This is a genomic window from Meiothermus sp., from assembly GCF_026004075.1.
In the GTDB taxonomy this organism is placed as follows: domain Bacteria; phylum Deinococcota; class Deinococci; order Deinococcales; family Thermaceae; genus Meiothermus.
The window spans coordinates 506,846-524,117 of sequence record NZ_BPIK01000002.1; the positions used below are offsets into that span (position 1 = coordinate 506,846).

Genomic DNA, 17,272 nt, shown 5'->3' on the forward strand with positions numbered 1-17,272 from the left:
TTCAAGCCTACACCCGGCCTGGCTTCAGGGGGTGTGCTTTTAAGCTCAGGGTATCGCCAGACTCAAAGTTTTGTATGAAATTGAGTCCTCCTGGCGCAAAATGCTAGTGCGCTGGGCTTTAGCGGCATACATCCGCTGGTCGGCGAGTCGGAGGAGGGTTTCTTTGCTGGTGCCATCCTGTGGATAAACCGCAAGACCGATGTTAACCCCCAAGGCCATCCCCTCGATCTGGATGGCTTGAATGGCTTTAGCATAGCGCTGGGCCACTTGTATGGCGCGATCGGCCGTGGTGCGGGACAGAATAGCGGCAAACTCATCCCCGCCCAGGCGGAACAGGCCATCGCTCTTGCGGCTCGTTTTTTGGAGGGCCCGGGCCACCCGCACCAGGGCTTCATCGCCGGAGGCATGCCCCAGTTGGTCGTTAATGGTTTTGAAGCCTTGCAGATCCAGCACCAGCAGTGCAAATGCTTGCTGATACCGCCTCGAGCGGGCCAGTTCCTCATCGAAAAACTTGTTGAAAGCCCGGCGGTTGGCTAAGCCGGTGAGCGCATCGCTCAGGGCAGCCTCGGCAAGGCTCTGGCGGATGTGCGTCTGATGAAGCAGGGCTGCAACCGGGGTTGCGAAGAAGCGGGCGACCTCCAGGGAATCCGAACCAAACGCCTGGGGGTCGTGAAAGTTGTCCAGATTGAGCAAAGCCAGCACGCGGCCCTGATAAAGCACCGGGACGGCCAGGTTGGACTGAATACGCCTGGTATGGGCGACCAGGTGTGTCTGTCCTGCAGAGCTGCTGGCGCTGCGCTCCTGAATGGAGGCCAGTTCGCTGGAGAGGATGCGCGGCTCACCGGCATACCACCCCGCGGGGTGCTGGCCGTACCACTTGAGGTGATCCTGCTCGCTAAAACGGAGGCCTTGCAGGCTTTCCAGGTCGTATCCAACCACCGCCTGGAAGCGGAAACATTCGCCCTTGCGCACCAACAGGCTGCCGGCCTCGGCGCCCGGTATCAGCTCAACAGCCGAGGTTAACACCTGCTGGTAGAGGCTCTCGGAGTCTTCCAGTGCGGCTTTGTGTGAGAGCTCCAGCACGCGCTCCAGGCGCTGCCGGGCGATGGCACCCTCCAGGGCCAGACCTATTGATCGGCACGCCATAGCCAGCAAATCCTGTGTGCAGGGCAGCCAGGGGTGTGGTTCTGGGTGGGCCAGACCCAGCAGTACGCGGGCTCGAGGCCGATTGGAAACGCCAACGGGATGAACAGCAATGCTCTGTATCGAGGGATTTTGCTCTAGCTGGTCAATAAAGATGGGCTGTTCGGTGCGGTGAACTATCCAAAAAAGCCCCTGGCTATCGGAGATGTGGGCCTGCCAGCAATCGTCTGGGGGCTGCTTTACATCAAGCCGGGCCAGGACGCGCATCCGGCTGCCCTGTTGTTGCAGGATAATTCCATGCTGTACGCCCAACGCCGAGGTCAGCAGGGCTAGAGCCCGTTCGGCCAGCGCCGTAACCGAATCGGCCGTGACCAGAGCCATGGAGAGCTGGTGCATCAGATGGGCTTCAGCCTGCTCAGTGATGGAGGTCAGGCGGCTGCTTGCGGCCTGGGCAAGCTGCTCGAGGTAGTCTTGCGCTGAAGGCCCAAAAGCCTGGCGGCGTTTCAGAACGACTATGGCAGCTATCCTGTTGCGTTCGTACAGGGGAATTGCCGCACAGTTGTGAGAAGACCGCCCGCATCGCGTATACACCACTGCGCCCTGGGCGTGGGCTTGTATGGCCACTTGCTCGAGGGGCTCGGTCTCGCGTGGGTCGCTGATGCTATGCAGCCGCAATTCCTTGTGCTGAAGCCACCATACCCCTACCTGAACGCCCAGTGGCTCGAGCAGCCTGGGTATGGCCGTTAGCAGTTGCTCGCGGTGGTTTGCGGCCAGCAGGGCCTGCAAGGCGTGGGATAGCAAGGCAAGCTGGTGGGGGGTTTCCTGCTGCTGTTGCAAATCGGGGTGATGAGTCATGGTTACCCCCTGGGGAAGCAGGGCGGGTTGCTGGGTTCCACCACTTTGCCCACATCGACCAGGCCATAGCCGATCTGACTGTCCCAGGCTGCGGAGTTTTGCGCGGCGCTTGTGAGGCAGGCGCGCACCTGGGCCAGCCGGGCGCTGGGGCTGCTGGGGGGTGTCTGGCCCAGCAGTTGCTGCTGCAGCAGGTACAGACCGATGGCCCCGCTGATGAAAGGTGCCGAGGCCGAGGTGCCATAGGCCAGGGCATACGCCCCTGGGTTGGGCCCGTGGGCTACCGGCACCCCGGTGCCCGGGGCCACGAACTCGAGCCCCTCGCCATAGTTGGAGGCGTAGCCGCTCAGCCAGTGGGCCCGGGCCTGGCTGGCATCGGTGGCCCCTACCGCGATGACAAAAGGTGAGGAGGCGGGGTAACCCACTGCGGGCAGGTCGGCATTGCCGCTCGAGGCCACCACCACCAGACCTTGCTGGGTCACCTGCTCCAGGACGTGCTCGAGGTACGGGTCGCTAAAGCCGGGGGCAGAGATGGAAAGGGACAGGTTGACAACCTGGGCTGGCGTGGGATTGACAAAGAGCTGACCGGCAATTTGGGTTGCTCCGGCCGCATATTCCAGCGCCTGGGCTACTTGCAGCGCGCCGGTTTGCTGGTTGGCGTCAAATACCTTGATGGGCAGTACGCGCAACAGGTTATAGCCCACACCGGCCAAGGCCGTTCCGTTGTTGGTAGTGGCGGCGATGATGCTGGCTACCTGCGTTCCATGGCTGGCACCGGTGCCGGGCTCAGGCTCCACTGTACCCCGGATGGGCCGGGGATTGCTGAGGTCTTTACCCACCACATCCAGCCAGCTATCCGGGGGGGTTAGGTTGGGGGCTAGATCGCTCCGCTGAGTGTACACGCCGGTGTCGATCACGGCGATGACCGGTGTTGGGCATCTCGCATTGCCCGCTCTTAGCTTTTGCCAGGCTTGTTCGATCTTCATCTGCTGGAACAGGGGGGCCTGCTCCGCCAGGTAGCTGGGGTTGTTGGGGGGTACGGCCAGGCTGGTGGGCTGGTAGAGGTATTCGGGTTGCACGTACTGTCCCAGGCCCTGCTGGTACAGTTGTTGGGCGGCTTTGGCTTCCTGCCCCGGCTGGGTGCGGTACAGGCTCCAGCCTCCGCCCAGATCCTGCACCCGCTGGGCCCCCAGGTTTTGCGCGCTGGCGTTGTGGCTTTGCAGGCTCGGCCCTTGTTTGTGATACACCAGCAGCCGCCCCGCCACGTGCGGAACATCAAAGCGGCCCAGCCCCACCTTACTAAACGCCCTGACTGTGGTTTGTTGGCTTCGCGCCCCGACATCGCCGCAGGGGGGGCTAACCTCAAGGCCCTGGGTGGTTGTGCACGAGGTTAGGGCCAGACCGATCCAGCCCGCAATAGCCAGGCCGATAAAACTCTTTACTTTGGGGACTCTCCAGCAAGCAACGGCAGTACTTTTGGGTTCGGCCGGTTGCACCACTGGCTCCCCGTTTCCCTTGGTGCCCAGATTGGGAATCACGGATCATCACCTCCGAACTTGGTTTTTGGTTTGGGGTGCTGAGATCAGCATCCCGCAAAACAGCCTTTAACGCCGCCAAGGTCAGCCCTGAGCAAAATATAGGGTTGGCTCTGGTTGTGTTCTTTCCCACAAGCGCTTGCATGGCTGACCACCCAGAAGCAGTATAGAGGGGCGGGGGTGTGGGCTGGGTTCAGAAAGCACACAGAACCGGCTGAAGGCCTCGATCCCTTCCCAAACAGTAAAACTCCCATGGGAGTTCCCGCTTGCGACCTCCGGGCTATGGGGTGGGTGATGGGCTAAAAATACAGTGTAGGAGGCTTTTGGCTTTGTAATGGTCTTCCACTTGTGCAAATAAACCACCAGGCTTTCTGAAACCTGGTACAATAAACATTTCAGCTTGTGAAAAGATCCTGGTTGAATGTGCCAACAAGCGCTAAGGTTGTGTTGTTGTGAGGGGTGGGCTTTCCGTGCAACTGGTAGACATGACCGTTTTTATTATGGACGATGAGCCATCCAGCGTGGCGTTATTGCAGAGAACCCTCGAGCGTGTAGGATTTTCCCGCATATACGCAACCACCGACCCAACCCGTTTCGAGGAGTTTTTGCACCGGCTTAATCCCGACGTCATCCTCCTGGATATGCACATGCCGCAGCGGAGCAGCCTGGAGATACTCAGATTTTTACAAGAACACCGGAAGGACAACGGATATTTGCCGGTTCTGGTGCTCACGTCCGACGCCACCGCTGCGGCCAAGCACCGGGCCCTCAACCTTGGGGCTGCCGATTTTTTGCATAAGCCCTTTGATCTGCTCGAAGTGGTGCTCCGGGTGCGCCATCTGCTGGAGATCCGCTATTTGCACCTGCGGCTAAAGGACGAAAACCTGCGCCTGGAGACGGCGGTGCAGGCCCGTACCCAGGAGCTGCAAGAGGCGCACCTGGATGTGCTAAGGCGTTTGGCCTATGCAGCGGAGTTTCGCGATGACGATACGGGCTCGCACGTACACAGGGTGGCGGAAAATGCCAGCCGATTGGCCCAGCGTTTAGGCTTGGAGGCTGGCTGGGTCGAGGTGATCCGGCGGGCTGCGCCCTTGCACGACATTGGAAAGATCGCCATACCAGATGCCATTCTCCGCAAAACCTCCCGGCTCACCCCCGAGGAGTACGAACTTATGAAAAGCCATACCGTGGTGGGTGCGGCGATGCTCGAGGGGGGCAAGTCGGTTTACCTGCAAATGGCCCAGCGAATTGCCCGCTCCCACCACGAACATTTTGATGGAAGCGGCTACCCAGACGGCTTGAAGGGTGAGGCCATCCCGTTAGAAGCCCGCATTGTAGCGGTGGTGGATGTGTTTGATGCCCTGGTGAGCCAACGACCCTTCAAACAAGCCTGGCCTGTGCCGGAGGCCGTGGCAGAAATTAGGCGCCAGGCAGGTCTTCATTTTGATCCCGCAACGGTTGAGGCGTTCTTGCGGTGTGTTCGTGCCGGGGATGTTTTGTTGCCAGACACATTGGTCGGGTAGACTCTCGGCTTTGGGCAGCTCTGCGTAAAAATGCGTAGCAAACACACGAGGATGAGAAGCTGTTTTGATATAGTACCCTGGTGCTGTTTGGCTACGGCTAGACAGGGGATGACCCATGGGCCGCAATAATGCTTTCTCGTTTGCTCTCCCAGCAGTTGTTACGCTGGGTCTGTTTTTGCTGTACCCGTTTTTAGATGTGCTGCGCTTTTCAACCTGGGACTGGTCGGGTTTATCCGAGCCCAGACCTATTGGCCTCGAGAACTACCACAATATTCTGCGCGACCCCGATTTTTACAAGAGCCTGCGCATCACCCTGATTTTTGGTGCCATGACCCTGCTGCCTTTTGTCCTGCTTTCGGTGCTGCTAGCTCTGGCTTTGGACGGCCAGCCCTATGAACGCCCCATCAAGGCCCTGCTCTTTTTGCCGGGGCTAGTTACGCTGGGGGGGGCCGCGGTGGCCTGGTACACCCTATTTTCACCTGAATATGGCGCGCTGGCCTCGCTGGTTCCGGTGCCGCGCTGGGATCAGAGCCCCTTCTGGGCTTTGGTACTGATAATGCTTTTTACTATCTGGCGGCACATCGGCTATGGGGTGCTGGTGGTCTCGGCCCGGCTAAAGGCCATTCCCAAGGCCCTGCTCGAGGCTGCCGCCGTAGATGGGGCTACCCCGGCCCAGTCCTTCCGCTTCATTACCCTGCCCCTACTGCGCCCGGCCATTACTTTTCTGATGGTGATCGGTACCGTTCTAACCCTGCAGGGCTACACCGCGGTATTTTTGTTGACCCGTGGGGGCCCCTTTGGAGGTACCGAGGTACTCGGCTACTACCTCTACAAAACCGGCTTTGAAGCAGGGCGTCTGGGTTATGCGGCGGCCCTTACGGTGGTTATACTTCTGCTAACCCTGAGCTTTGCCTTGGCCCAAGCCCGGCTCTTGCGGGAGGAAAGGTGATGGCTGGGCTTGTTCTCCACCTGGAGGTGTACCCATGCGCTGGCTAGGGCACATGCTGGTATGGACAGTGGCCTTTTTGGTGGCCCTGCCCTTTATCTGGATGGCCTATGCAGCTTTTATTCCGCCCGAGGCGGTATTTAGTGGCGAGATATTTGGGCGAATGGGGTTTAGTCTGGCCAACTTCGAAGTGCTGGGCCGGGAGGGTTTCTGGGAAGGTTTTTGGGGGCGTTTGCTGTTCTCGGTACTCCTGACCGGGAGTGTGACCCTGCTACAGCTCACCACCGGCTTTTTGGCCGCTTACGCCATCAAGGAGGGCGCTAAGATTCTGCCGTTCTTTTTGGTATTGCTGGCTATCCCGGTTGAACTGCTGCTGGTGCCCCTGTACGGAGTCCTGGCAGGACTGAAGTTGTTGGACACTATTTGGGCCTTGGTGCTGCCCTTTGCAGCTAGCCCCTTTATTGTGTACCTGCTGTTCCAGGGGATGCGCACCGTTCCGGAAGAGCTGCTCGAGGCTGCCCGGCTCGATGGGGCCGGCCACCGCGTTTTGCTCTTGCGTATCCTGCTCCCGCTTTTGCGCCCTCAACTAATAGCCGCGGGCGTACTGGCCTTCGCCGCCCACTGGAACCTGGTGCTCTATCCGCGAATTGTGGCTGGCAGTAAAGAACTAAAAACCGTTCAAACCTGGATTACCGACCTACAGCGCCAAAACCCAGCCGACTGGGGCCCCCTATCGGCAGCGGCCCTGGTTGCAACCCTGCCCTTAATCATTGTTTACCTGCTTTACGAGCGGAGAATAGTTGAGACTTTCGAGGAAGGCCTCAAAGGGTGAGCCATACCGGATTCCCTGGGTGATCGTTGCTACTTAAACCCGCTCGCTTGAGTGAACTTTTTTCTCATGCAGGGTGTGGCAAACTGAAACGGGGTTTGCCCAGTGGCAGACCGTGGAGGATAAAGCAGATGCGTTTTTTGATCGTGCTGTTGGTGGGTCTGGGGTGGGCTTTGGCCCAGCGCCCGATCGATATCCCTTTTTGGCATACGGCGGGGCCTCCAGGCCAGGAGCCTCTGGAGGAGATGATTCGCGAGTTCAACGCTCGGCAGCGGGACTACCGGATTGTGCCTAGCTTTGTGGGGGACTACCGCGAGGGGGGGTTAAAGCTCTTGGCGGCGCTGCGTTCCGGTGGCGCGCCAGCGCTGTTTCACGCCGAGATCTCTTTCCTGGGGCGGATGGTTCAAGATAACGTAGCCCAGCCTCTGGATGAATACTTGGGAAGCCTGCCCGGAGATTTTTATCCTGGATTTTTGGAGACCGGCAAGCTGCGAGGCCGCACCTACGGGCTGCCCATAGGCCTCTCGGTTCCGGTGCTGTTCTATAACGCCGACCAGTTTAGCTCTAAGGGATTGAGCGCGCCGCGCACATGGGACGATGTGGTAACTGCGGCCCAACGCCTGACTACCCGTGCCGCCAAAGGCTACACGGTCTCGAGCGACATCTACAGCTTTGTGGTGCTGGTAATGAGCCGCGGGGGATCCATCGTCAACAGCCAGGGCCGCCCCGACTTCGCCAACCCCAAAGTGGTTGAGAGCCTCGAGTTCTTACAGGGCATGGTGCGGAAGAACATCGCCCAGAGCCGGAACATCGCCGAGGCCCAGTTCTCTGTAGCCGACTTTTTGCGCACCAAAACCTTTATGGGCGTTGCGCCCATTACCCTGTGGCCGCTGATCGAGAACCGCGCCCCTATCCCTTTCAGGCTGGGAGTTGCAGCGGTACCCCGCGTGGAAGGTGGAAAAGTACCGCTGGCGGGTGGCACCCTGGTGGTGCTCCGCGGGGCTAGCGAGCAGCAGATCCGCGGTGCAGTGGCCTTCTGGCGCTTCGCTATGGAGCCGGCTAACATCGCCAAATGGGTCAAGGCCACCTACTACATGCCCATGCGCCGGGCTGCTCAGCCTTTGCTGGAAGACTTTTACAAAGAAGATCCCCGTCGTCGGGTGGCCTTCAGCCAGGTAGAGCACGCCGACGTGTGGCTGCAAGACCCCGAGTTTACCATCTGGTATAGCTTCCTGGAGGATGCCCTCGAGCGCGCCCTGAAAGGCAACGCCAACGCCAGACAGGTGCTGGAAGAGGCCCAGCGCCGCGCCAACAGCGTTGAGCGCCGCTGATCTGGGATGAGCCGGGGCTTTAGCGTGGCTGGATCCTCGGGAACCTGGTATGAGTGAAGTTCATGCTGGTCGATCCATTACACCGTCTTGACAGCAATACGGTGCGTGGGTACACTTCCCCCTGGGATGATCTTAAGTGCAAAAAAACCCAGTGCCGGGAGGCTAGTCTGAGCTAGCCCGCGCACTGCGTATCCCGGCCCGCACACAGCTTGCGGGCGGTTTTTTTTATAAAGGAGTTTATGCCAGCGCCCACCCAAGCCCACCGCATTGAAATTGTGGATACCACCTTCCGTGATGGCCAGCAGTCACCGCTTTTGTTCGATACTGAGAAGTATCGCTTCACACTGGAAGAGAAGAAGGTGCTGATGACCGGCTTGCTCGAGCTGGGGGTTACCCACTTCGAGTTTTTTTCGCCGGTGGTGGGGGTGGCCGAGGCGCAGGATGTGCGGGAGCTGATAGCCCATGCCAGCGCGCTTAGCCAGAAGCCCCTTCGCTTTCTGGCCCACTGCCGCTGCAACCTGGAAGACATTGGGCGGGCGCTCGAGATCGGCTGCAACGGTCTGAACCTCTACCTGGGGGTTTCGCCTCTGGCCCAGCAGCACAATGCCCAAAAATCCCTGGAGGAATCGGTTCAACTGGCCCAGGAGGTGATTGCTGCTACCCGCGCGGCCCACCCCGACCTGTATATCCGATTTAGCGCCGAGGATGCCTTTCGTACCCCGCTCGAGGACATTTTTTGCCTCTACGATGCGGTTTACCCCTACGTGAATACCCTGGGCATGCCCGACACCGTGGGCATCGCCGAGCCCGAGGACGTGAGCGCTGTGGTGGCCCAGCTACGCCAGCGCTATCCTGAGGTGGCACTCGAGTGCCACTTCCATAACGACCGGGGCCTGGCCCTGGCCAACGTAATTGCCGCGGTGCGGGCGGGGGTGCGCTATGTGGACGCCTCCATCTGGGGCCTGGCTGAGCGTTCGGGCATCCCCTCGGTCACGGGGGTGCTCTTCAACCTCTCGAAGCGCTACCCTGAGATTGCCCAGCAGTACAACTTAAGCCAGTGCTATCCCCTCAATGTGCTGATGGCCTCTATTCTGGGTACGCTGGTGCCCTACACCGAGCCGGTCTCGCTTACCAACCGCACCCATACCGCCGGCGTGCACCAGAAAGCTGTTCTGAATGAAAAGAAAGTCTACGAGGCCCACAACCTGCACGACTTTGGGGTGGATAAAAACCAACTGCTGCTAGGGCCGCTATCGGGCTGGAACCTGATTTACTACTATCTGAAAGAAGTGGAAGGTTTCGTGATTAGCAAGGAGCAGGCCAAGCAGATTGCGCAAGAGTTCAAGGGCCGCACCGGCGAGATTGGGCGCCAGAAGAAACCCGAGGAACTCCTGCTGGAAATTGCAGAGGCGTATGGCCTGCCACGCCATACCCTGCCCGAAGAAGTGCCCACCGCACGTTTGGAAAACCTGGACTGAGGTTTTTTATGCTTAAGTGCTGCAGTAAAACATGTTTGGATGGGAGGTTGTGATGGGGCTGACTATGGCCGAAAAAATCCTGTCTGCACGAGCCGGGCGTCAGGTGCGAGCAGGTGAGTTGGTAGTGGTTGAGGTAGACCAGGTGATGGTGGTGGACTCCATCGCCGGGAGTTTTTTCAAGCGACTGGAGCAATTGGGCGCCACACCGCGTTTCCCGGAAAAGGTCGCCATCGTGATTGACCATGTGGCCCCTGCGGCCAACGTGGAGGTAGCCAAGGCGCAGAAAGAAATTCGGGCGTGGGGCAACCGGTATGGCTGCCGGGTGTTCGACGTGGGGCGGGGCATCTGCCACCAGGTGCTGGTGGAGGAGCGCCTGGCCTTGCCAGGGGGTATTGTGCTGGGCTCGGACAGCCACTCCACCACCTACGGCGGCATCGGCTGCTTTGGCAGTGGGATGGGGGCCACCGACATCGCACTGGCTGCGGCCTCGGGGCGCACCTGGCTGCGCGTGCCGGAAACCGTCAAGGTCACCTTCCGGGGGCAGCTCGCACCGGGCGTGACCGCCAAGGATGCGGCCCTCGAGATGATTCGAGTGCTGACCGCCGATGGGGCTACCTACATGAGCATTGAGATGCACCTGGTAGATGGGGCCGAGGCCCTGAGCCGTAGCCAGCGCCTGACCCTGGCCAACCTTACGGTGGAGGCTGGGGCCAAGTGTGGGCTGGTGGTGCCCAGCGGCGAGATTCTGGAGCTGTACGAGGTGCCCGACTGGCTCTACCCCGACCCCGATGCGGTTTACGTGCGCGAGATCGAGATCGATCTGGCGGCCCTGACCCCCCGGGTCTCGGTGCCGTTTTATGTGGATAACGTGGAGGATGTAGCCAAGGTGAGGGGTAAGAAGGTGGATCAGGTGTTTGTGGGCACCTGCACCAACGGACGGCTGGACGACCTGCACCAGGTGGCCGAAATTCTCAAAGGCCGTAAAGTGGCGCCGGGGGTGCGGCTGCTGGTGATACCGGCCAGTTCGCAGGTACTCGAGGAGGCCACTGCCGATGGCACCCTGCTCACCCTGCTGCAGGCCGGGGCCACGCTGGGCACCCCGGGCTGTGGGCCCTGTATGGGACGGCACCAGGGCGTGCTGGCCCCCGGCGAGGTGTGCGTGAGCACCTCCAACCGCAACTTTAGGGGTCGGATGGGGGCGGCCGATGCCGAAATTTACCTGGCCTCGCCCCGGGTGGCCGCTGCTTCGGCGGTTGCCGGTTACATCACCACCCCGGAAGAACTGGAGGTGACCCATGCCTAGGGTCTGGAAGTTTGGCGATGCCATCAACACCGACGACATTTTGCCGGGCAAGTATGCCCCTTTTATGGTGGGTGAGGATAAGTTCCACACCTATGCTTTTGCCCACCTTCGACCCGATTTTGCCGCCAACTACCAGCCGGGCGATATTCTGGTTTGCGGTAAGAACACCGGCCTGGGCTCTTCGCGCGAGTATGCCCCGGAAGCCCTGCGCAAGCTGGGTCTGAAGGCCATTATCGCCAAGAGCTACGCCCGTATCTTTTATCGCAACCTGGTTAACCTGGGCATCATGCCCTTTGAGGCCCCGGAGGTGGTGGAGGCCTTGCAGGATGGCGACGAGGTGGAGCTGGACTTCGAGCAGGGCCTTTTGCGGCGCGGGGCCGAGACCTTCCGGCTCCGCCCGCCCCCGGCCTTTCTGCTGGAAGCCCTCAAAGAGGGCAGCATTTTGGAGTACTACCGCAAGTATGGGCGGTTTCCTGGTGAAGGTCTTGAAGGGTAAACTGGGGCGGTTGAGGCCTTTATGGATATAGAAGTGATCTGTCCGGTATGCAACGAGCCCAACTACCTGCTCGCCGAAGACCTCGAGGAGCTCACACCCGATGATTACCTGGAGTGTGAGTCCTGCGGGGCCTATCTGCAAGTTCTTTCGACCGACCCGCTCGAGGTGGTGGCAATCGAAGATGGTGAAGAAGGTTTTTTTGTAGACTGCCCCGAGTGCGGCCTGACCTTCGAGGTGGATGGCAGCGAAGAAGAGGTGGTATGCCCCGAGTGCGGGCACCGTTTTGCGCCGGACTGGTCGGAGATAGACGAGGAAGACGATCTGGAATAGCTACGAGGTAGAAGGAGGGATTATGACAGCCGAGTGTGTGGAATGTGGAAGCCCGATCGAACTGGAGAGCCCTGAGCTGGGGGAGCTGGTGGTTTGTGAGACCTGTGGTGCGGAGCTCGAGGTGGTGGGGCTGGAGCCCCTGAGGCTACAGACGGCCCCCGAGGAAGCGGAGGACTGGGGCGAGTAAATAGCACCCGGGAGCGGGCCCGCCGGCCTGCTCCCGACCCCTGATTTTTTATGCTGGCGATTCTGTACGACCGCATCCGCCCCGACGAGGAGATGCTCTTCAAGGCTGCCGAGGGGCTGGGCATTCCTTTCAAGAAAATCTACGCCAAGCAGATGCCCATGCGCCTGGGGGAACGCCCGCCGGAGCTCGAGGGCGTTACCTGTGCGGTGGAGCGCCTGGTCTCCCAGAGCAAGGGTCTGGCGGTCTCGCGCTACTTAAAAAGCCTGGGGATTCCGGTGGTGAACGCCCCGGAAGTGATCGAGGTGTGCGGGGACAAATGGGCCACAAGCTGTGCCCTGGAGGCCCATGGGGTGCCCCAGCCCAAGACCGCCCTGGCCACCGAGGCCGAGGAAGCCCTCAAGCTGATCGAGCAGATGGGCTACCCGGTGGTGATGAAGCCGGTGGTGGGGAGCTGGGGCCGCCTGCTCTCGCTGATCCGCGACCGCGATGCCGCCGAGACGGTGCTCGAGCACAAGGAGGTGCTGGGGGGCTACCAGCACCAGCTTTTCTACATACAGGAGCTGGTGGACAAAGGCGGCCGGGACATCCGGGCCTTTGTGGTGGGGGATACCTGCATTGGGGCCATTTACCGCTCCTCGACCCACTGGATTACCAACACCGCCCGCGGGGGCAAGGCCTCCAACTGCCCGGTGACGCCCGAGCTGGCCGAGCTGGCGGTCAGGGCGGCCCGGGCGGTGGGGGGTGGGGTGGTGGCCATCGACCTGTTCGAGTCGCCTCGAGGCCTGCTGGTCAACGAGGTCAACCACACCATGGAGTTCAAGAACTCGGTGAGCACCACCGGGGTGGACATCCCGGCCAGGATTCTGGAGTACGCCTGGAGCTTGCGACTGCGTTAGGCTATGAGCGAGAAAAAGACGGTTTCGATTGTGGGGGGCTCCGGCTACGCCGGGGGGGAGTTCTTGCGGCTGGCCCTGGGGCACCCGTACCTCGAGGTCAAACAGGTCACCTCGCGCCGCATGATGGGCGACCCGGTCACGCTGGTGCACCCCAACCTGCGGGGTCGCACCAACCTGAAGTTTGTGGATCCGGCCAGCCTCGAGCCCTGTGATATTCTGGTGCTTTCCATGCCGCACGGGGTGGCGGCCAAGGAGTTCGAAAAATACCAGCACCTGGCCCCCGTGATCGTGGATCTGTCGGCAGACTTTCGCCTGAAGAACCTGGATCTGTACAGGAAATACTACGGCGAAGACCACCCCCGTCCCGACCTTGTGGGCCAGTGGGTCTACGGCAACCCCGAGCTGTACCGCGAGGCCCTCAAAACCGCCAACTACATCGCCTGCTGTGGCTGTAATGCCACCGCCACCATCCTGGGCCTCTACCCCTTGCTGCAAGAGGGCCTGCTGGCCCCTGGGCCCATCTTCGCCACGGTGATGATCTCCACCAGCGCCGCCGGGGCCGAGCCCAGCCTGGCCTCGCACCACCCCGAACGCGCGGGCAGCATCCGGGCCTACAAGCCCACCGGCCACCGTCACACCGCCGAAATTCGCGAGAACCTGCCGGGCCAGCCCGAGCTTCACCTGACTGCCATCGCCACCGACCGGGTGCGCGGCATCCTGATGACCGCCCAGACCTTTTTGCGCCAGGGCCTGAGCGAAAAAGAGGTCTGGGGGGCCTACCGCAAGGTGTATGGGGCGGAGCCTTTCATCCGCCTGGTGAAGCTCAAGAAGGGCATCCACCGCTACCCCGACCCCAACGTGGTGGAGGGCACCAACTACTGCGATGTGGGCTTCGAGCTGGAAGAGGATACCGGGCGGTTGGTGGTGATTGCGGCCATTGACAACCTGGTCAAGGGAACTGCGGGCCACGCCATCCAGAGCCTGAACGTGCGGATGGGCTGGCCCGAGACCACCGGCCTCGAGTTCAGCGGGCTGCATCCGTAGGCTATGGTTGTCGTCGGTAGCACCAACCCGGCCAAGCTCGAGCCCGTGCGCCTGGTGTTCGCGGAAATGTTTCCGGGCCTGGAGGTGCGCGGGGTGGAGGTGCCCAGCGGGGTGCGGGCCCAGCCGATTGGCTACGATGAAACCCTGCAGGGGGCCCTAAACCGGGCCCGGGCGGCCCTGGCCCAGCCCGGTGCGGTCTGGGGGCTGGGGCTGGAAGCCGGGGTGGAGTTCAACGCCCAGGGGAGCTGGCTCTTCAACATAGCGGTGATCCTGCGGGCCGATGGGCGGCGGGGTATGGCCCGCGGCGGCTCGGTTTTGCTTCCGCCGCGGGTGGGGGAGCGCCTCTTCAGAGGCGAGGAGCTGGGCCTGATCATGGACGATCTGGTGGGAAAAAAAGACACCAAGAAGGGCAGCGGTGCGGTGGGCATCCTCACCCTTTCGCGCATCGAACGGATGGAGTTCTGGCGGCACACCCTCGAGCTGGCCCTGCCCCCTTTTCTGCGCCCGGAGCTTTATCCACTAGAGGGTGTGGCGTACCTGTTCCCCGACACCCAGGGAAAATCGGTATGATGGCGGGCTAGAGGTTGGGCGATGATTGTAGTCAAGGTAGGCGGTTCGGAAGGCATCAACTACGAGGCGGTGGCGAAGGACGCTGCTTCGCTCTGGAAGTCGGGCCAGAAGCTCATCCTGGTGCACGGGGGCAGCAGCGAGACCAACAAAATTGCCGAGGCCCTGGGCCACCCGCCGCAGTTTCTGACCCACCCCGGCGGTCTTACCAGCCGCCTTACCGACCGGAAGACCCTGGAAATTTTCGAGATGGTCTACTGCGGCCTGGTGAACAAGCGCATTGTGGAGCTGTTGCAAAAAGAGGGCGTCAATGCCGTGGGCCTCTCGGGGCTGGATGGGCGCATCTTCGAGGGCAAGCGCAAGGACGCGGTCAAGTACATCGAAAACGGCAAAATCAAAATTCACCGGGGCGACTACACGGGCTCGGTGGAAAAGGTGAACACGGCCCTGCTGACCCTGTTGCTGGAGGCGGGCTACCTGCCGGTGCTCACCCCGCCGGCGGTCTCGTATCAGGGCGAGGCCATCAACACCGACGGCGACACCGCAGCAGCCCTGCTGGCCACGGCCTTCAAAGCCGAGGCGCTGCTGCTCCTTTCCAACATTCCGGGCCTCCTGGCCAACTTCCCCGACGAGTCGAGCCTGATCCGCGAGATTCCGGCAGCCCGGGTGGGCGACCCCCAGTACATGAGCGTGGCCCAGGGCCGCATGAAGAAAAAAGTGCTGGGGGCGGTAGAGGCGGTGCAGGGTGGGGTGGGCCGGGTGGTGTTTGGGGATGCCCGCATCGAGCAGCCCATCTCGGCAGCGCTGGCGGGGGCCGGTACGGTGGTGCGGTAAACCCCAGGCGGTACAATCGCCTCAATATGGAAAAGCTCATCTCCCGGCGCGACCTCGAGTTCCTGCTGTACGAAGTGCTGGACGTGGAGGCCCTCACCCAGCGCGAGCGTTACCGCGACCACAGCCGCGAGACCTTCAAAGATACCCTGGATGTGGCCTACCGCATCGCAGTCGAGCAGTTCGCCACCCACAACAAGAAAAACGACCAGGAAGAGCCCTGGTTCGACGGCGAGCGGGTGCACACCAACCCCGAGGTCAAGGCGGCCCTCGAGGCCTACCGCAAAGCCGGCCTGTTTGCAGCCACACACGACTACGCGCTGGGCGGCATCCAGCTGCCCTACGTGATTGCCACGGCCTACGGCGCTTTGTTCAAGGCGGCCAACATCGCTACCGCCAGCTTCGCCCTGCTTACCGCGGGCAACGCCAACGTGCTCCGCAAGTATGGCTCGCCAGACCAGCAGAAGAAATACCTGCTGCCCCAGCTCGAGGGCCGCTTCTTTGGCACCATGTGCCTCTCCGAGCCCCACGCTGGCTCCTCGCTCACCGACCTCCTGACCCGCGCCGAACCCCAGGCAGACGGCACCTACCGGCTCAACGGCTCCAAGATGTGGATTTCCGGGGGCGACCACGAGATTGCCGAGAACATCGTGCACCTGGTGCTGGCCAAGATTCCGGGCGGGCCACCGGGGGTCAAGGGAATTTCACTATTCATCGTGCCCAAGTACCTGGTGCACGAGGATGGCCGCCTGGGGCCCCGCAACGGGGTGCGGGTGGCCGGCCTCAACCACAAGATGGGCTACCGGGGGATTCCCAACTGCTTGCTGAGCCTCGAGGACGCGGTGGGTGAGCTGGTGGGCGCGCCGCACCAGGGTCTTTCCTACATGTTCACCATGATGAACGAGGCCCGCATCGGGGTGGGCATGGGCGCGATGGCGCTGGCCTACACCGGCTACCTGCACGCGCTGGAATATGCCCAGACCCGCACCCAGGGCCGTCGTCTGTACGACAAGAACCCGGCCAGCCCCGCGGTTCCCATCATCCAGCACCCCGATGTGCGCCGCATGCTGATAATGCAAAAAGCCTACGCCGAGGGCTGCTTGCACCTGTGCCTGTATGCGGCCCGGCTGGTAGACGAGGAGCGTACCGCTCCCACCCCCGAGGCCGCCGAGCAGGCCCGTTTGCTGCTCGAGGTGCTCACCCCGGTGGTCAAGGGCTGGTCGAGCGAGCTGGGTATGCGGGCCAACGAGCTGGCTATTCAGGTGCACGGGGGCTATGGCTACACCCGCGACTACAACGTCGAGCAGTTTTACCGCGACAACCGCCTCAACGCCATTCACGAGGGCACCAACGGCATCCAGGCCCTCGACCTGCTGGCGCGCAAGGTGGGGATGCAGGGAGGGCAGGGCTTCCGGCTGTGGGCGCAGGAGGTCGAACGAACCATCCAGGCCAGCCGGGACACCGAGGCCCTGCGGCCTTACGCCGAAGCCCTCGAGCAGGCCCTGCAGACCACCACCCAGGTCACCCAGCACCTGCTGAACAAGGCGGCCCAGGGGGAGGTGGAACGGGCTTTTGCCAACTCCTTTGCCTATCTGGAGCTGTTCGGCACGGTGACGCTGGCCTGGCTGTGGCTGGAGCAGGCGCGCAAAGCGTTGGGAAAGGAAGGGGCTTTTTACCGGGGCAAGCTCGAGGCCGCCCGCTACTTTTTCCTCTACGAACTCGACAAGGTGCCCCTGCTGGCTGCAAGGCTGATGCGCCTGGACGATGTGTTTTTGTACCCCGAGCAGGACTGGTTGATCGCAGGGTGATCGGATAGTTTGCCCAAGCGTCGGGTTGCTCCTTGATCGGTGCCGGATCGCAGCTTCAGGGACTACCTTTTTGTCTCTTTGCGCCTTTGACATAAAAGGCCGATTGAGCCTTTGCCCATCTTTATGTGACCAATATGGTTTGAAATAGAGCCATGGTGCGTTGGTGGATGATT

Annotated in this window: 16 protein-coding genes and 1 riboswitch; of the genes, 14 read left to right on the forward strand and 2 right to left on the reverse strand. The window is 61.5% G+C overall.

From position 1 onward, the window contains the following. Positions 1-45: 45 nt before the first annotated feature. Both Q0X18_RS14905 and Q0X18_RS14910 read right to left on the reverse strand, forming a co-directional pair. The gene (locus Q0X18_RS14905; RefSeq protein ID WP_297563720.1) at positions 46-1,998 is read right to left on the reverse strand and encodes a diguanylate cyclase; all 1,953 of its coding nucleotides are present in this window, start codon (positions 1,996-1,998) and stop codon (positions 46-48) included. Between the two features lie 2 nt (positions 1,999-2,000). Continuing rightward, a complete protein-coding gene (locus Q0X18_RS14910; RefSeq protein ID WP_297563721.1) occupies positions 2,001-3,242 on the reverse strand; it encodes a S8/S53 family peptidase in 1,242 nt (413 codons plus the stop codon). Between the two features lie 228 nt (positions 3,243-3,470). Beyond that, a riboswitch (cyclic di-GMP riboswitch) is annotated at positions 3,471-3,556 on the reverse strand. Positions 3,557-4,015: 459 nt separating this feature from the next. Here Q0X18_RS14910 and Q0X18_RS14915 point away from each other — a divergent pair. The 14 genes from Q0X18_RS14915 to Q0X18_RS14980 all read left to right on the forward strand — a co-directional run bounded on the left by Q0X18_RS14915 (position 4,016) and on the right by Q0X18_RS14980 (position 17,099). Then, a complete protein-coding gene (locus tag Q0X18_RS14915) occupies positions 4,016-5,053 on the forward strand; it encodes an HD domain-containing phosphohydrolase (protein ID WP_297563723.1) in 1,038 nt (345 codons plus the stop codon). A gap of 115 nt (positions 5,054-5,168) precedes the next feature. Next, a complete protein-coding gene (locus tag Q0X18_RS14920; RefSeq protein WP_297563724.1) occupies positions 5,169-6,002 on the forward strand; it encodes a carbohydrate ABC transporter permease in 834 nt (277 codons plus the stop codon). A gap of 34 nt (positions 6,003-6,036) precedes the next feature. Beyond that, positions 6,037-6,831 carry a carbohydrate ABC transporter permease gene (locus Q0X18_RS14925; protein WP_297563725.1) on the forward strand — a complete coding sequence of 265 codons (795 nt, stop codon included), beginning with the start codon at positions 6,037-6,039 and terminating at the stop codon, positions 6,829-6,831. Between the two features lie 128 nt (positions 6,832-6,959). After that, positions 6,960-8,159, forward strand: a complete 1,200-nt coding sequence (locus Q0X18_RS14930) for an ABC transporter substrate-binding protein (RefSeq protein ID WP_297563726.1) — start codon at positions 6,960-6,962, stop codon at positions 8,157-8,159. Positions 8,160-8,398: 239 nt separating this feature from the next. After that, on the forward strand, positions 8,399-9,637 hold the full coding sequence (locus tag Q0X18_RS14935; RefSeq protein ID WP_297563727.1) for a LeuA family protein: 1,239 nt from the start codon (positions 8,399-8,401) through the stop codon (positions 9,635-9,637). A gap of 52 nt (positions 9,638-9,689) precedes the next feature. Continuing rightward, the gene (locus tag Q0X18_RS14940; RefSeq protein ID WP_297563728.1) at positions 9,690-10,940 is read left to right on the forward strand and encodes a 3-isopropylmalate dehydratase large subunit; all 1,251 of its coding nucleotides are present in this window, start codon (positions 9,690-9,692) and stop codon (positions 10,938-10,940) included. Next, a complete protein-coding gene (locus Q0X18_RS14945; RefSeq protein ID WP_297563729.1) occupies positions 10,933-11,436 on the forward strand; it encodes a homoaconitate hydratase in 504 nt (167 codons plus the stop codon). The genes Q0X18_RS14940 and Q0X18_RS14945 overlap by 8 nt, the downstream gene beginning before the upstream one ends. Before the next feature lie 21 nt (positions 11,437-11,457). Further along, positions 11,458-11,766, forward strand: coding sequence for a paraquat-inducible protein A (locus Q0X18_RS14950; protein ID WP_297563730.1), 309 nt, complete (start codon positions 11,458-11,460; stop codon positions 11,764-11,766). A gap of 22 nt (positions 11,767-11,788) precedes the next feature. Beyond that, positions 11,789-11,953: a lysine biosynthesis protein LysW gene (gene lysW, locus Q0X18_RS14955; RefSeq protein WP_297563731.1), complete on the forward strand. Its 165-nt coding sequence runs from the start codon at positions 11,789-11,791 to the stop codon at positions 11,951-11,953. A gap of 50 nt (positions 11,954-12,003) precedes the next feature. Then, entirely contained in the window at positions 12,004-12,849 is an 846-nt protein-coding gene (gene lysX, locus Q0X18_RS14960; RefSeq protein ID WP_297563732.1) for a lysine biosynthesis protein LysX, read from the forward strand. Positions 12,850-12,852: 3 nt separating this feature from the next. Beyond that, the gene (argC, locus tag Q0X18_RS14965; RefSeq protein WP_297563733.1) at positions 12,853-13,893 is read left to right on the forward strand and encodes an N-acetyl-gamma-glutamyl-phosphate reductase; all 1,041 of its coding nucleotides are present in this window, start codon (positions 12,853-12,855) and stop codon (positions 13,891-13,893) included. A gap of 3 nt (positions 13,894-13,896) precedes the next feature. Further along, positions 13,897-14,463 (forward strand): inosine/xanthosine triphosphatase, encoded by a 567-nt coding sequence (gene yjjX / locus Q0X18_RS14970; RefSeq protein WP_297563734.1) that lies wholly within the window; start codon positions 13,897-13,899, stop codon positions 14,461-14,463. A 21-nt stretch (positions 14,464-14,484) separates the two neighbouring features. Then, positions 14,485-15,294, forward strand: coding sequence for a [LysW]-aminoadipate kinase (locus tag Q0X18_RS14975; RefSeq protein WP_013014967.1), 810 nt, complete (start codon positions 14,485-14,487; stop codon positions 15,292-15,294). Between the two features lie 26 nt (positions 15,295-15,320). Further along, positions 15,321-17,099 carry an acyl-CoA dehydrogenase gene (locus tag Q0X18_RS14980; protein ID WP_297563735.1) on the forward strand — a complete coding sequence of 593 codons (1,779 nt, stop codon included), beginning with the start codon at positions 15,321-15,323 and terminating at the stop codon, positions 17,097-17,099. The last annotated feature ends 173 nt before the right edge of the window (positions 17,100-17,272 follow it).